Origin of the sequence: Rhizobium sp. PP-F2F-G48, assembly GCF_004342335.1 — a bacterium.
Taxonomy (GTDB): domain Bacteria; phylum Pseudomonadota; class Alphaproteobacteria; order Rhizobiales; family Rhizobiaceae; genus Ferranicluibacter.
The window spans coordinates 157,604-173,101 of the sequence record NZ_SLVH01000010.1 but is presented as its reverse complement, the minus strand read 5'-3'; the positions used below and the strand labels follow the sequence as shown (position 1 = coordinate 173,101).

12 protein-coding genes are annotated in these 15,498 nt (G+C 62.5%); 8 read left to right on the top strand and 4 right to left on the bottom strand.

Annotated elements, in window-relative coordinates; genetic code table 11:
• Window positions 1-5: 5 nt before the first annotated feature.
• From C8J36_RS20385 to C8J36_RS20355, 7 genes are all read left to right on the top strand, one after another.
• The gene (locus C8J36_RS20385) at window positions 6-1,427 is read left to right on the top strand and encodes an MATE family efflux transporter (RefSeq protein WP_132537175.1); all 1,422 of its coding nucleotides are present in this window, start codon (window positions 6-8) and stop codon (window positions 1,425-1,427) included.
• A gap of 122 nt (window positions 1,428-1,549) precedes the next feature.
• The gene (locus C8J36_RS20380) at window positions 1,550-2,518 is read left to right on the top strand and encodes an ABC transporter substrate-binding protein (protein WP_132537174.1); all 969 of its coding nucleotides are present in this window, start codon (window positions 1,550-1,552) and stop codon (window positions 2,516-2,518) included.
• A 53-nt stretch (window positions 2,519-2,571) separates the two neighbouring features.
• Window positions 2,572-3,552, top strand: a complete 981-nt coding sequence (locus C8J36_RS20375) for an iron ABC transporter permease (RefSeq protein ID WP_132537173.1) — start codon at window positions 2,572-2,574, stop codon at window positions 3,550-3,552.
• Window positions 3,553-3,554: 2 nt separating this feature from the next.
• Window positions 3,555-4,592: an iron ABC transporter permease gene (locus C8J36_RS20370; protein WP_245506661.1), complete on the top strand. Its 1,038-nt coding sequence runs from the start codon at window positions 3,555-3,557 to the stop codon at window positions 4,590-4,592.
• A 7-nt stretch (window positions 4,593-4,599) separates the two neighbouring features.
• A complete protein-coding gene (locus C8J36_RS20365; RefSeq protein ID WP_132537171.1) occupies window positions 4,600-5,409 on the top strand; it encodes an ABC transporter ATP-binding protein in 810 nt (269 codons plus the stop codon).
• Between the two features lie 170 nt (window positions 5,410-5,579).
• Window positions 5,580-6,782: a GTP-binding protein gene (locus C8J36_RS20360; protein WP_132537170.1), complete on the top strand. Its 1,203-nt coding sequence runs from the start codon at window positions 5,580-5,582 to the stop codon at window positions 6,780-6,782.
• 80 nt (window positions 6,783-6,862) lie between these two features.
• Window positions 6,863-8,074: a metallochaperone AztD gene (locus tag C8J36_RS20355; protein ID WP_132537169.1), complete on the top strand. Its 1,212-nt coding sequence runs from the start codon at window positions 6,863-6,865 to the stop codon at window positions 8,072-8,074.
• Window positions 8,075-8,169: 95 nt separating this feature from the next.
• On the opposite strand, the gene C8J36_RS20350 is transcribed toward C8J36_RS20355, so the two are convergent.
• Complete coding sequence (locus C8J36_RS20350; protein WP_245506655.1) at window positions 8,170-10,410, bottom strand: alpha-amylase family glycosyl hydrolase; 2,241 nt, start codon at window positions 10,408-10,410, stop codon at window positions 8,170-8,172.
• 287 nt (window positions 10,411-10,697) lie between these two features.
• The gene (locus tag C8J36_RS20345; RefSeq protein WP_245506660.1) at window positions 10,698-11,921 is read right to left on the bottom strand and encodes a hypothetical protein; all 1,224 of its coding nucleotides are present in this window, start codon (window positions 11,919-11,921) and stop codon (window positions 10,698-10,700) included.
• Between C8J36_RS20345 and C8J36_RS25440 the strand changes: the two genes are divergently transcribed.
• Window positions 11,823-12,038, top strand: coding sequence for a hypothetical protein (locus C8J36_RS25440; RefSeq protein WP_245506664.1), 216 nt, complete (start codon window positions 11,823-11,825; stop codon window positions 12,036-12,038). The genes C8J36_RS20345 and C8J36_RS25440 overlap by 99 nt on opposite strands.
• Here the strand turns inward: C8J36_RS25440 and C8J36_RS20340 are convergent.
• Together C8J36_RS20340 and C8J36_RS20335 are read right to left on the bottom strand one after the other, a co-directional pair.
• Window positions 12,013-13,989 (bottom strand): phospholipase D-like domain-containing protein, encoded by a 1,977-nt coding sequence (locus C8J36_RS20340; RefSeq protein WP_132537166.1) that lies wholly within the window; start codon window positions 13,987-13,989, stop codon window positions 12,013-12,015. The two genes, C8J36_RS25440 and C8J36_RS20340, sit on opposite strands and share 26 nt — an antisense overlap.
• 521 nt (window positions 13,990-14,510) lie before the next feature.
• On the bottom strand, window positions 14,511-15,344 hold the full coding sequence (locus C8J36_RS20335; protein ID WP_132537165.1) for a 3'(2'),5'-bisphosphate nucleotidase CysQ: 834 nt from the start codon (window positions 15,342-15,344) through the stop codon (window positions 14,511-14,513).
• Window positions 15,345-15,498: the final 154 nt, after the last annotated feature.

Sequence of the window (15,498 nt, the reverse complement as noted above, 5' to 3'; positions counted from 1 at the left end):
ATCCCATGACGGGCGAACTTCGTCACTACCAGGACATCCTCAAGCTCGCGGCGCCGATCGCGGGCATCCAGTTCGCGCAGGTTGCCCTGACGAGCACCGACCTCCTGATGATGAGCTTCATCGGACTGGAAGCCGTGGCCGCGGGCGGACTTGCGCTGCTTCTGTACAACCAGCTGCGCACGATGTGCGTGGGCATGGTCACGAGTGTCGGCAATCTGATTGCCGGCGCGATGGGACGCGGCGAGAAACGATCCGGCTCGGCCGTTGCGGATCAGCTTGCACACGAGGAGGTCCGCGCGCTTCTCCGGGCCTCCATGCTTCTCGCCACCATCGTCGCCATCGTCGGCGCACTTCTCCTCATCGGTCTCAGCTTCGGATTGGGCTACCTCGGACAGGATCGTTCCATCACGGCGCTTGCCCAGCCGATCATGATGACGCTGGCGCCCGGCCTGCTGCCGATGCTGTGGCTCAACGTCCTGCGCCAGTTCGCGGTCGGCATGCGCCGGGCCGGCTCTCTCTTTGCCGTCACGGTGATCTCCATCGCGATCAACGCACTGCTGAACGCGATCTTCATCTTCGGGTGGTTGGGCATGCCGCAGATCGGGCTTGCCGGCATCGGCCTTGCGACCACGCTCGTGCAGGTTTGGACGTTCCTCGTCTATCTCGGAACGGTTCGCCGCGACGAGACGCTGAAGGCGCTGCTCGCCCTCGACGGTTGGCGCGCGGATGTGGCGACGGTCACCCGAATTGGGAGGATGGGGACACCGATCGCGCTCACCTACGGGTCCGAAGCGGCCATCACGTCCATCGCGACGGTCTTCATGGGAACCTTCGGACCGGTCGCCCTCGCGGCCTCCAACATCGTCAACCAACTGGCCTACATCGTCTATCAGCTGAACATCGGACTCTCCCAGGGGTCTTCCATTCTGGTCAGCCGGACGGCGGGGCACGACAAGGCCGCCGAGATCGGCGCGATCGCACGACGCACGTTCACGATCAGCTTCGCTGCGATGACGTTGATCGGACTGGCCTACGTCTTCCTTCCGGACGTCATTCTCTACCCCTTCACAGGCCAGAACTCCGATCCCGCCATGCTCGCGATAGCGACGACGCTGCTTTGGTTCGCCATCGCGCACCAGTTCCTCAAGGGTTCGCAGAACCTCTGCATCGGCCTGTTGCGGGGCCTCGGAAACACCAAGGCAGGGCTGACGAACACGCTGATCGGCTATTGGCTGATTGGAATTCCGGCGATGGTCGTCTTCGCGTTCGGTCTCGGCTGGGGCGGTTACGGCGTCTGGTTCGGCCTCTGCCTCGGCTTCGGCACGACAAGCCTCCTCCTGTGGTGGCGGTTCATCGCGGATCTACGGAGCGCACTGAAACCTCGGACGCACAACGGCCGGCTGGAAACTGCCGGAAGCGTCCGCTGAGAGAATTAATCAGACCAAAAGAACACAACAGACGCGGGGCAGAGCCACAAACAGCCAAGCGCCATTCTGTTGTGACCAGGCATCACGAAATCACGAACCTCTTCTGAAACAGGACAAAACACATGACACGACGGCTTACCAGAATTCTTCCCCTTTGCGGCCTCATGGCAGCCATTGCCTTCGGACCGGCAGTCGCGAGCGACAAGCCCGCTCTCTCCGTCGTCGACGATCGTGGCGTTACCGTGCAGGTTCCCGCAGATCCTCAGCGCATTGCGGGAATTTCCTATCTCGCTGCCGATGTCGCGCTCGCAGTGGGGATCATGCCGGTCGCCACGACCTACATGACGGCGGGCCGCGATCCGGATTTCCTGCTCGGACTGACCAAGAGCATGAAGCAGCTCGGCCAGCGCGCCAAGCCCAACCTCGAACTTCTGTCCGAAATCAAGCCGGACCTGATCGTCGCGATGCGGCGCTACACTGTCAAGAACGCGGAGCAGTTCGAGAAGATCGCGCCCTATGTCGCCTACAACATGGAGCTCTACAGCCAGAGCGACGACGAAGTCGCGAAACTTTCCGCGGTCTTCGGCAAGCCGGGGCGAGGCGCTGAACTGAACGCCGCCTTCAAAGCCCATCTCGACGAGGCCATCGCCAAGGCGCCGAAGGACGTCCATCCGCGCTTCCAGATCATGTGGGCGGGCGACACGCCCTTCTCCTTCCATGACGAAAACACCGCGGCCTGGATCACCTCGAAGCTCGGCGGCACCAACATTGCCGGGCCGATGGGCACCGATGGCCGGTTCGGCATCGAGCTCAGCCTGGAAACCATGCTGGAGAAAGATCCGGAAGTGATCCTCGTCTACGATTCCGGCCCGGATCGTCCGCACGAGAACAATCCGATCTGGAAGGAGCTCTCCGCGGTCAAGAACGGCCGGGTCCACTATGTCGGCGACCACTGGGTCGAATCCAACGGTCCGATCGCCCGCGAGATCGTCCTGCGCGAGGCCGCCCACTTCCTCTATCCCGAAAACTTTCCGGCCGTCGACGTCAGGGCCGAGGCCGCGAAGATCATTCCGGTGGACCTGCAAAAGTGACAGCCGCGTTTTCGCCCCTCCCACATGCCGGCGGGGGCTCGCTTCGATCGTCGATGCTGATACTCGCGATCGTCGTCGGCGCCATCGCGACGATGATCTCCGGCATGATGGTCGGAACGCGGTCCATCTCGCCGGGCGCCTTGTTGCCGATCCTGATGGCACCTGACGGCAAGATCGACTCGATCCTCGTCTGGACCCTGCGCCTGCCCCGAAGTCTCGCAGCCATCACTGGCGGCGCCGGTCTCGGCGTCTCCGGCTATCTCCTGCAGACGCTGACGCGCAATCCGCTGGCGGGACCGGGGCTGACGGGCGTGACCTCGGGGGCCGTCAGCTTGATCGTCATCTGCTTTGTCTTTCTGCCTTGGCTGTCCTCGGCCCTCTATCCGTTCATCGGCATGGCGGGGGGACTGGCTGCGGCATCCGTCACCTTCTGGATCGCCCGCGGCGGACGAGGGCGTCCGCTGCATCTGGCGCTCGGCGGCATCAGCGTTTCCCTGTTTCTGGGTGCCGTCACCATCTACGTCCTGCTGCTGAGCGGGCCGCAGGCGCCCTCCCTGCTGTTCTGGCTGTCGGGCGGGTTTCAGGGGCGATCCTGGCCGCATCTCGTTTACATGCTGCCATGGGTCGTGGTCGGACTGGCCGGCGCTTTGGCCTGCAGGCGGGTCATCGGCCTGTTCACGCTGAGCGAGGAGGCCGCGGCCGGCATGGGCGTGCAGCTCGGCTTCTGGCGGCCTGTCGTGCTCCTTCTCGCCGTTCTGCCCGTGGCGGGGATCGCTCCGATCGCCGGCCCCGTCGCCTTCGTCGGCCTGTCCTCCCCCCACATCGCCCGGCTCCTGAAACCGGAAGGCCCCGGCTGGACGATCGCTCTGACGGCGTCGATCGGCGGGCTGATCGTCGTCGTCGCCGATCTCGTCGCCCGAACCATCGCCTTGCCGCGAGAACTGCCGGTCAGCATGATGGCGGCCCTCATCGGCGGACCCGTCTTCATCTACCTCGTTCAGCGGCGCGACTTTACGATGAAGGAGGCGGCATGAGCATGCTCGCCCTGCACGCCGTCGGGCGGGGAAGGCCGGTCTGGTTCGCGCCGGTCTGCCTCCTGCTCGTTCTCGGCTCTTTGGCGCTGGCCACGTTCCTCGGGGTCGTCGATCTTCCCGCGTCCGACATCGCCGCCGTCCTCGCAGGCAAAGGCTCCGCCGAGGCCCGGTCCATCATCATGGATATCCGGCTGCCCCGCATCGCCACCGGCATTCTCGCCGGCATTCATTTCGCGGTCGCCGGATTGCTGCTCCAGACCATCACGCGCAATCCGCTCGCCGATCCCTCGATCATGGGGATCTCGCAGGGAGCGACGCTGGCGGTGACGGTGTTCCTGCTGTTCAGCGTCTATGCCCACGAGACGGGTCCGAACTCCCAGCTTGAAGCAATTCCGCTGGCGTGGCTGCCGGCCGTGGGGATGCTGGGCGGGGTCGCGGCCGGCGGCATCGTCTACGCTCTCGCCCTCCGGCGCGAACTCGGGGCCTTGCGGATCACGCTCTGCGGCATCGCGGTCGGGGCGGTGATGCAAGCGCTGGCGATCGGACTGATCGCCGGATGGGGATCGGCCCGCATCGAGGTGCTGCTGGAATGGCTGTCGGGCAGTCTCTATGCGCGCAGCTGGGACCATGCGCTTTTTCTGCTTCCCGTTACGGTGGTCGGCCTCGGATGCCTGCCGCTGATCCGCAGACCGCTTCAGCTCCTGCGTTTCGATCCCTCCGTGGCGCGCTCCTTCGGCCTGTCCTACCGGCTGCAGTTCTCACTCGCGCTCTTGCTGTCCTGCTGCCTGGCGGCCAGCGCCGTCGGCGTGGCGGGGCCGATCGTCTTCGTCGGCCTGATCGTCCCGCACCTCGCCCGCTTCCTCTCGGGCAAAGTCACCGAACTGTACCTGCCTCTGACGATCACCCTCGGCGCCGTCATCGTCACGCTCGGCGATCTCGCCGGACGCCTGATTGGCCAGACCGAGGATATCCCGATCGGCGTGATCACCGCCATCGTCGGCGTGCCGGTGTTGATCATCCTCCTTCGCCGAACTCCGTGAGACCATCATGCCCCTGTCATGCTCGAATATCTCCGTGGCCTATGGCCCTCGCACCGCCCTGAACGCCTTCACGCTGTCCTTGCGAAAAGGCGAGATCCATGCCCTGATCGGACCCAACGGTTCTGGCAAGAGCACGGCCTTGCAGGCGCTCGCGGGCCTGATCAAACCGCGGGAAGGCCATGCCTTGATCGAAGGCCGGCCTGTCCAGGCGATGTCGCGCCGCCTTCTCGCCAGACACCTGGCCTACCTGCCGCAACAGCCTTCCGCTCCGGACGAGATGACGGTGGCGCAACTGGTCCGGCAAGGCCGCTTCGCCCATGTCGGATTGTTTCGAAGCTATGGTCCGCGCGACGAGGAGGCCATCCGCTGGGCGCTCGAAAGCACGGGGCTAACAGGGCTCGCCGACCGCCCCCTGCGAGAGTTGTCGGGCGGAGAGCGCCAACGCGCCTGGATCTCCACGGCGGTCGCCCAGGAAGCGCAGGTCCTGCTCCTCGACGAGCCGACGTCCTTTCTCGATATCGGCTATCAGGTGGAGGTTCTCGATCTCGTCCATTGGCTCAGCCGGGAAAGAGACGTCACCATCGTCATGGCCATTCACGATCTCAATCAGGCTATGTCGGTCTGCGACCGGATCTCGCTGCTGGCAAAGGGCGAACTCGTGTTCAGCGGCGATCCGGGCGATCTGGCGAAGACACCGCTCATCGAGCAGGTGTTCAGGGTGCGGGGGACGTTCGTTCACATCGCTTCCGGCGCCCCTCCGCATTTCGACGTCGAGCTCGCGCAACGCCGTTCGCCGATCCGCGCAGACACAGCTTAACAGGATCCCAGGTCCTCCAGAGAAACCAACGACTGAGGCGTAGCAGGGTAGCGCGGCATCCGAAGGGTCGCGGGCGACAAGACGAAAAGAAGAGGTGCGATTCAGGCCGAAACTTGTTGCGGATGTAACGAAATAACATTACATAATGTTCATCCAGACAAGGAGTCCTCATGCGCAAGCTGCCCGTCACCGTCCTGTCCGGCTTCCTCGGAGCGGGGAAGACGACCCTTCTCAACCACGTCTTGACCAACCGCGAAGGGCTGCGCGTCGCCGTCATCGTCAACGATATGAGCGAGGTGAACATCGACGCGGCTCTCCTGCGCGACGGCGGGGCGAACCTCTCGCGCACGGACGAGCGGCTGGTGGAGATGACCAACGGCTGCATCTGCTGCACCCTGCGCGACGATCTTCTGGCCGAAGTGCGGCGGCTGGCCGAGGAGGATCGATTCGATCATCTCCTGATCGAGTCGACCGGGATTTCCGAGCCGCTGCCGGTGGCGGCCACGTTCGAGTTTCGCGACGAGGCCGGGGACAGCCTCTCCGACGTCGCACGGCTCGATACGATGGTGACCGTCGTAGACACGGTCCATCTCCTCCAGAATTACGCCTCGACCGACTTCCTGCGCGACCGCGGCGAAACGGCGGGCGAGGGCGACGCGCGCCGGCTGATCGACCTTCTCGTCGAGCAGATCGAGTTCGCCGACGTGATCGTCCTCAATAAGGTCTCGGCCGCCAGCCCCAGCCAGAGGGACGCCGCTCTCAAGATCATCCGCGCTCTCAACCTCGATGCCCGCATCGTAGAGACCGACTTCGGCGCCGTGCCGCTCGGCGACATCCTCGGCACCGGCCTCTTCGACTTCGAGCGGGCCCACGAGCACCCGCTCTGGTATCGCGAGCTCAACGGCTTTGCCGACCATGTGCCGGAAACGGAGGAATACGGCATCCGCTCCTTCGTCTACCGGGCCCGCGCGCCCTTCGACCCGCTGCGCTTCCAGGCCTTCGTCAAAGAGAGCTGGCCCGGCGTGATCCGCGCCAAGGGCTTCTTCTGGCTGGCCACCCGCCCCGACCATGTCGGCGAGATCGCGCAGGCCGGCGCGCTGGTGAAAACCGAGAAGCGCGGGCTCTGGTGGGCGTCCGTTCCCCGTTCGAACTGGCCGCAAACGCCCGAATGGCACCGGCTGATGGAGCCAGTCCTCGATCCCGTCTGGGGCGACCGGCGCCAGGAGATCGTTTTCATCGGCACGGACCCGATGGATGAGGCAGCGATCTGCAGGCGTCTCGACGCCTGCCTCCTCGATACCATCGCCTTTACGCCGGGCACCTGGACGCAGCTTCCCGATCCCTTCCCGAACTGGTCGCGTCAGGCCGCCTGATCCTTACAGCCTCGCCCGCTTCGCGCCGCATGCGAACGCACAGGCTGACCCGCTCTTCCACCCTCGCCCGGAGATGAACGATGACCTCCCTATCCCGCCTAATGCTCGTGTTCGCGAGTTTCGTTGTCTTTCCCGCAGCGACCGCCTTCGCCGAAGACGAGCCGAAATCCGACACGCGATGGCGCCTCTTCGTCGGCGACCATGCCGAAGGCGTGGTGCGGGCGCTCGACGCCAAGACCGGCGCCTCCGCCGGCACCTTCCGGATCGACCAGACACCCGCCCTGACCCGCAGCGACAGCGGGCGAACGGTCTTCGCCGTGGAAGGCGCGGCGGGAAAGGTCGCGACCATCGCGACCGGTATCGCCCTCGAGGATCACGGCGAGCACGCCGATCTCGAGGTTACCGATGCGAGGCTCCTCCCCACGGTCCTAACCGGTAAGAAGCCCGCCCATGTCGTCGAGGGCTCCGGGCAGATCGCGGTGTTCGACGACGGCACGGGCGACGTGACGCTGTTGCGCGAGAGCGAGCTTCTCGACGGAAAGATGCGGCCCCGCGTCCTGAAGCTCGGCCCGGCCCATCACGGGGTCGCCGTGCCGATGGGCGATTTCCTGGTGGTCTCGGTTCCCGACGCCGATCCCGAGAAGCCGCGCGTCGGCCTCAAGGTCGTCGATCGCGACGGCGGCCAGGTCGGCGAGACGGTCGCGTGCCCCGGCGTCCACGGACAGGCGCAGTCGGCCCGGACCTTCGTCTTCGGCTGCAAGGACGGGATCGTCGTCGCCACGCCCGCCAAGGCGATCGGCGGCCCCGCTCTGACGCATATCTCGACAGCCCAGCTCGGCGAGGGGAACGTCTCCACGCTCAAGGGCGGCAAGGCGATGCAGTTCTTTCTCGGCAATTACGGTCCCTCGGCCGTCGTGCTGATCGAGCCGGGCGCGGAGGAGGTGTTCCGCAAGGTCGATTTGCCGACACGCCGCGTCGATTTCGCGCTCGATCCGGCTAAGGCGCGCAACGCCTATATCCTGACCGAGGACGGAACCCTCCATCTCCTCGACGTGCTCTCGGGCAAGATCATGAAAAGCGCCCGCGTGACGGAGCCCTATTCCATGGACGGACACTGGCGCGACCCGCGCCCGCGCCTCGCCGTGGCGGGCGACCACATCGCGCTGACCGATCCGCGTCACGGCCTCGTGCGGATGATCTCGACGGAGACGCTGACGGAGGACCGCACGATCCCCGTCGAGGGCACGCCCTACACAATTGTCGCAGTCGGCGGCTCCGGCGTCGCTCATTAAAAGCGCTGAACGTCACGCGCGGGGGGAGGGGGATGTGCCTCGGCAGGCCGACGTCTGCCGATCCGCCGTTTGGCGACCGACGAATTGCAACGTCTTCAGGGACCTGACACGCGCTTAAGCACGACGATCCCGGACGAGGGAAGCACCACGTTCAGAGCGCAGCCTTCCGCCCGCAACGTCCGGCTGCCATTACCGATGTTCCAGCCTCCGTAGGCCTCCGCATCGCTGTTGAAGACTTCGACCCATTCTCCATCGCCGATCCGCTTGTCGGATAGCCAGTAGCCGGATGCGAACGGCGCATCGGCGAGAGACCCCACGACGAAGAACGCATCCGTCTCGTCCCAGCGATGGAACGCCAAGACGCGATTGGCGTCGTGGGTGGCCGAGACGGCAATGTTGCGGGAACGGATCGCCCCGCTGCCTTTGCTCAAGCCCACGAGGTCCTTGTAGTATCGGAACAGCTGCGCTCCATCGCCGATGGCCTCTCCTGTAATGTCCTCGCGGTGCTGCACGAAGTCGTCGTAGCGATAGGGCTTGATCGCGCCGATCTCCTCGCCCATGAAGAACATCGGCGTGCCGGCCGACAGGAGCGTCACCGCGGCGGCAAACCGCGCACGGGCCTCCGCCCAGCGTCGCGTTTCCCCGACGAGCGGCGCGAAGTTCACCGCGAGCGGCAACGTGCGGGCCGATCCCTTCCGGTTTCCGCAATCGTCGTGGGACTGGTTGTAGACCACCTTCGCCCGGCTGCTACTGGCGAGCGCGCCCGCAAAGGCAGACATGGCGAGAGCGCGTCCGTCCCCATATCCGGCCTCCTGAACGAGATGGGCATGCGGGCTGTTCTCGTGTTCCATCAGCCCGTGATGGAAGTCGCCATACCAGGTCGCGTCGAAGCCCAGACCGTCGCCTTCAAGGCTCGGCTCGGTCAGCGCCGGCCAGTCGGAATAATCTTCCGCCGTGAGGAAGAGGCCCGGCTTGGCCAGTCGCATGGTCCGCGTCCACTGCTTCAGGAACTTGACGCCGAAGGCCGCCGCACGCTCGACACGCCGGTCGTTGTCGGAATGGAAGACGGGATACTGGTGGATCGAACTGGTCTGGTCGAGGCGGAAGCCGTCGATATGGCAGACGGTCGCGAGAAACGCCGCGCTGGAGATGAAGAGTTGCCGCACGGCCTCCTCGTCATAGCGCGGCGCCCAGCCGGTCGAAAGGTTGTCGACATAGCCGCCCAAAGGATCCTGGTAGTCTTCCGGCCTGCCCTCGTACCAATAGTAGATGTTTCGCGGGTGGTCGTTGCTGTCGAAGGCCCACTGGACCCGTTCCGCGTCCGGGCTGAAATGGTTGTAGCAGACGTCGAGGATGACGACGATGCCACGCTGGTGGCATGCCTTGACGAACATCTTCAGGCGGTCCGTGCCGCCGGCCCACTGGTCCATGGCTAGGAAATGGGAGGTTCCGTAGCCCCAGTTCCGGCGGGTCTCGAACTCGGCGATCGGCATGAGCTCGACCGCGTTCACGCCAAGCGTCGTGAGATGATCAAGAAACGCGATCGCGTCATCGAGCGTGCCGGCGTCAGGCTTGCCGAAGCCGAGCGCGCCGACATGCAGCTCGTAGATCACGAGATCCTCGAGCCGGGTCTCGATCGAAATGCCCGGCGGAAACTCGTCCGACCAGAAATCCTCTGCAGAAACGATCTGCCCGGAACCGAGCGCCACGACGCGCGGATCGCAGACGACAGAGCAACTCTGCGGCCCATCCAGTGCCTCCGGAGTGCCGGCATAGACCGCCCCCTTTGGATCGACATCGCCGGCGCCGATCTGCATGAGGGACCAGAGATCGGTTCGATAGGCGGACGAACCGTCATCCTTGGTGATCCGGTACATGTAGGGCGTACCAACCATCGCATCGAAGTCGGCCAGCATCGGATCCGCCTCGGGACCGGCCGTCCAGATCTCTCCGGCCTGCCTCATCGGGATGGTTCGCACGGTCCCGGTGCCATCGTCGGCGATATAGCCGACAGCAGGATCAGCGAGCACAAGGTCCATGCTCCGGGCGTTCGGCGCCCAGACCGAGAACCGTATGCCGGATCGCCCTCCGACAGCAGGCAGTCGCACGGCTCCAAGACGGTCGCACCATGTCAGCGCGTAGATCTGTTCGGGCGCATCGGAGCCTAGGACGAACGATCGCTCGCGAGCAAAACTTTGCTCGTCATCGACCTCCGCCGAAATCGCCCAGAGATCACGACCGGCGGGACCGTCCAGCAGGACGCCCCATCGAAACGTCGTTCCGGCCTGGTCTTCCGGAAAGGTAATTTCCGCGCGAAAGACTTCGAAGCCATCCACGTCCTTCGTCCGCTTCATTCCCGCCGTAGACCACTGGTTTGAACTGGAGCCTTCCCCATCCCAACTTCCGGAAAGACGAACGTTCTCGGATCCCGACGCGGCGAAGCCTGGTCGGAAGGTGAATATAACTGCCAGCTCACCCATCGCCTTCTCCGAAAATTCAAAATTTTCATCACAAGCCCTGTCAACCGTTGGAAGCTCTGCGCAGGACCGCTACCGCTCCCAGATATCCGCCAACCGGCCGGTTCCGTCATTCGTCCGCTCGGTCACCTAACGGCCGGCAGCCGTCAGAAAATGATCGTCTGCCCCTCGGTGCTGGCCTGAGCCTTCGAATAGGTCACAAGGTGCGCCGTGTGACCGTCCCGATCGACCAGTCTGATTTCACCACCCTTGTTGGAAAGCTGTATCGAGTTCTTCGGCAGAAGCACGGTCGTTGCGATGCCTCCGCCAAGCGTCACATCGCCAACAGCGAAACGGTTTTTCATCTTATCGACCAGAAACCAGCCTTCGAGAGAGATGGTCGCAGCACCACCGTTGATCAGGGTAACAGTCTCCTGACCCGGATCTTCACCGACGGGGTTAACCAGTGCTGCAAGGATACGCACCGGCCCCCCGGCGATCGTCTCGATAGCCAGAGGTCGCGTCGCTTGCCCGAGCACGGGAGCGTCGTGTGGCTCGCTTCCGGCTGGTCCGAGAAAGACCGGGTAGAAGGTGCGGATATGCTGATCGTCGGCGCTACGGAATAGCTTCAGATCGTAACGCGCGCCGTTGATGACCGCCTCCTTCGGCGCACGGGCGCCGAGATGCGCTCGGACGGCGCCGATCGCGATCAGACCTTCGACACTGCATCCAACGAAGAAGCCGCCCTTGGGCTTGGTCAGCGGCCGTAACGCGCCTCGATCATAATCTGGCGCCTCCCAGCGATAAGAGATCGTCACCGATTCCGGAAACCGTTCCTGCCCATTATCGTATATGCCGCGCAGATAAACGATGCGATCGTCCTTGAACCCTGGAAACCGGTTCCGGTCGATAGTGCCAGCCAGCCCGTCGTCGAGATGGTACTTGTACCAGAAGTGGTATCCTTGAACTTTCGGTCCTTCCTGCTCGCCGACGAAGACATGTTCGAAGCCCGTCAACGCCGGATCGCCGCCTTGAGCGAATGTCCGGAACCACTGTTCGAGAAGAACGGCATACCAACGGTCCTTGGAGATCGTCGTGCCAGTCGCCTCACCGACATAAGACCGGGCGACCTGCATCGGCGGCGTGTCGATCATCGCATCGAGAAGATCGTGGACCTCCTGACGCTCTTCAGGCGTCTCGAGTTCGGGATCCTGCTCGTCCAAGGCATAATTGTCGAAAAGTCGTGTCACCCGGTCATAGGTCAGCATCTTGCGCGGCGGGATGACGACGCTTTGAAGAAGCTTGATATCGCGATCACCGGGCGACGCAGACACGACGGACACGTAACCGCGGTCGGCATCGCCTTTCGTGCCATCGAGGACCGCTTGCACGCCGCTGCCTGCCTGATCGGCGTCCCAGATCTGCTGGTAAATATCCATTCAAGCCTCCCAAATAAGATGATCGATATCTGCGCCAGCCGTTTTAACCGCGAGCGAAGTAGCGCATGAGCGCACCCTTGGCGCCGTCGGCATATGGGTCGAGCCACGTATCCTCTGTCGCGAGGAAGCCGGACCATCCCTTTTTCCCCTGGCGCCTGAGTTCGGCTTCAATCGCTCTGAAGCGATAGTGATCGTAGACGTCGAGAACATGCACGGCGTAGGCCGCAGCGAGCGCTTTGTCGCCCCTGACGATCACCAGGTTCTCGTCATTCGAATAGGATGCCTTGAACCCGAGATTGTGACTTCCGAAAATGACGGCGCAATCGTCCGAGAGCGGGTCGATGACGACCACCTTGTCATGGATAATGGCGCCGATCCCTCCTTTGGCCGTGAGTTCCTCGCCCCCGAAATCGGACAGAAGATCGCGATCGTCCAGGCGCGATGCCCGAACGATGGAAACGTTCGCCTCCGTAAAGGTGTGGGGCGATACCGCTTCCTCGTCATCCTCGGGATCGTTCCGGTCGTTCTTGCGGCCGGGCACGTAGTTGGGCATGGCCTGGGCGCTTGAGACGGCGCCGCTCACGATCAGGCGCTGGTCGGTCCTGCCGATCTCAATCGCCTCGCCGACAATACAGTCCTTGCCGCTCTGACCGGGATAGAAAGCCAGAAACAGGATCGCCTGTTCGGCTTTCCGCATGAGGCGATAAATCTCTCGCAGGTCAGGCGGAATTGCGGAGCTCTTGCGGCGTGCGGGCATGTTCGGTGAAAACCAAACCTCCAGTTTTGCACCGTTGTCGAGGGTGAAACGCGCCGGCGTCTCATTCGAGGTCCGAAAGGGAGCGCCCTGCTGGTTGTCGGGCATGCCGTCATCGAACTCGGTCGGGAGATCGAGGGGATCGTTCAGCATCCGATGCCAGCAGTCAGCGAAGGCCTTCGCGACGTTCCGGTCTTCGATGATGATCGCGTTGTTGGTCTGCCCCGCAAGGCCGGTCGTTGTCCAGTTGGTGCTGCCGGTAAAGACCGCCACAGGCGCGTCGTCGTCATCGAGATGAACGACGAACTTGTTGTGGCCGATATGGGTGGAATTGTTGAACATGCGGTGCTGAATATCGACGTTGGCATCGATCAACGCCTGTCGCGCATGTGAATTGCGAACGTCCCATTCCCCCTCCACCAAACCGGTATTTGCCAGGATCAGCCGGATGCGGTTCTTGTTCGCCAGGAGCAGATCGACGAGTTCATTATCGTCGAGCTCGTAAAGGGCCAGCAGGAAGGAGCCAGCCTGCTCGAACAACTCCCGCAGCATGGGCAGGACGTCGCCGGCGAGATATTTGCGGATCCCGTTTTTCGGATCGGAGATCATCCCCATCAGTTCGTTCGGCCTCTTCACGCCATCCTCCCAGATGACGTTCCGCAGCCATTGGGCAGCAAGGACGCCATTCGTGAATGTGGACTGGAACGGGCCGATCCAGCGCGTGACGCGAATAGCGTTGGTTGCAACCGCCGGACCGAGATAGCCCAGCGGCCGCGGCTTTCCGTCATAGGCTTTGGCTTCGATCTTTACCGACCTATCGTCCGCGTCGAGGACTGGCCTACCGTCGGCCCCACGCTTGGCTACCGCAACCGTTTCGGGGACAGGGTCGGGAGCCGGCTCCAATCCCGGGCGCCAATCGCCGAGCGGACGGATTTCGTACCGCACCGAGATCTCCGAGGGGCGGAGCTGTGCCCGATTGCGCCGTTTACGGAGCGTGAGGTCACGCCACGACAGCTTCTGCACCGGCCAGATCGAAGTGGTCTGCGGCAGCCAGTGCGGATTTCGTTGGCCCTTGAACCCGACCCAAGCAGCGCAGGGGACGCGATCCTCTTCGCCATCATCTCGAAGAGAGACGCTTCCGTCCGGCTCCAGATAAATGCGGACGACCTCAAAGCCGAGACAGCCCTCAATCTTGCCGTCAATGTCCCAAGCGAGATAGGCAACCTCGTTGTTCGCATAGGCATGTGCAGAAGCGATCTTCCCCATTGTTATCTCCCCGACATTGCGGATCATGCTACTCTAACGTGTCAAATGCAATACATTCTGCTAGCATCTTTATTTGGGTGTGGAGTATCTTTTCCAACGGCAATGGCCTCTCCTTCGAGACATCAAAGAAGCGAATTTGCATAGCGCATCGACCTCGCCCGATCTTGAGACGAAATCATCTTGGATCGGGTAGACACAGGCGGAATCTGTCACTTCGTCAAGAAAACCTATTCGATAATTCCCCGACGGAGGCTTGGCTGCGGCAGGCGGCGGCGCAACCAATAAAAGCAAGAATTATTGCGACGCAACCTGTGCCGATTTTGGTAAGGCAGCAAGAGCGGCTCTGTTTCAGGCGACTGCGGTAAAATGCGTATGGTTCTGGACTTGGCTCCAAGCTTGGAATCGATGGCCACGAGTTTAGTATTCAATGGTCGAACATCTGCAGCCAACATGGATCTTCTCGCAAGCGCTAGTATTCCTGCTACGCTCTCCTGGTCGATTCTACTGTCTTCAAAAATCAGCTATGGAGCGCCAAACGCAATGAAATGCGGATTGAGAAATCCGTTTTGAGTGCAGAACCGCTTGCCGTCATATTGAAGCGCTGCGCCGTCCTTCCATTGGCATAGCCTTCCGCCTGCGGCTTCGAGCACGGCATGACTTGCTGCTGTATCCCAGACGCTGGTGGACATCGGGCAGGGGTAGATGTCGGCCTTGCCCTCTGCGATCCGGCAGACCTTAAGCAGCGATCCGATCTGTCTTTCCTCGAATGGCCCCTCCAGACTATCAAGGTAAGCAATCAACTCGGGCGGCCTTCGGGACGCACTAACAATCACAACCGGCTTCACTGGCCGCGAACGTGCGGCTATCACATGACAAGCGCCATAGGCCCCATCCTCATCACGCCGTGCCTTGTAAGCGCCCATTGGCGAACCAGTAAACAATTCCCCATGGGCGGGGGCCAACACCACTCCAATGACGGGTCGTCCGTCCTCGATGAAAGCGATGTTAATCGTGAAGTCATCGCCACGTTTCTCGAATTCTTTGGTACCGTCTAGCGGATCGATCAGGAAGAATGGCCCATCGCCAAGGGCTGGAATGACTCCGGCATTGACACTCTCTTCCCCAATCAGCGGGATGTGGGGAAACGCCTCCTCAAGGCTTTGAGGGATAATCGCCTCCGACTGCTTGTCGGCTTTGGTCACCGGCGTGCCGTCAAGCTTAATTTCGGTTCCGTCTTCACCTACGGGCCTAGAATGAGCCGCGAGAATCAGTAACTCAGCCTCAGCAGCAGCCGCAATCATCGCCTTGAGGAGCGCAGCGACAGTCTCGGCAGAGCTCGTCTTGATCTTAGCCATGGTTTTCTCCAAAAATTGCTATATTTGCAAAACTGTTCATACAAAACACGACTGTAATATCAGAACGGCGTCCCTCAGGTTCAAATCAGTCTTTATCGCGAAAGATGATTCAATGATCATCCTTTTCATGGCGTTTTCTCCAACCTTCGATTCA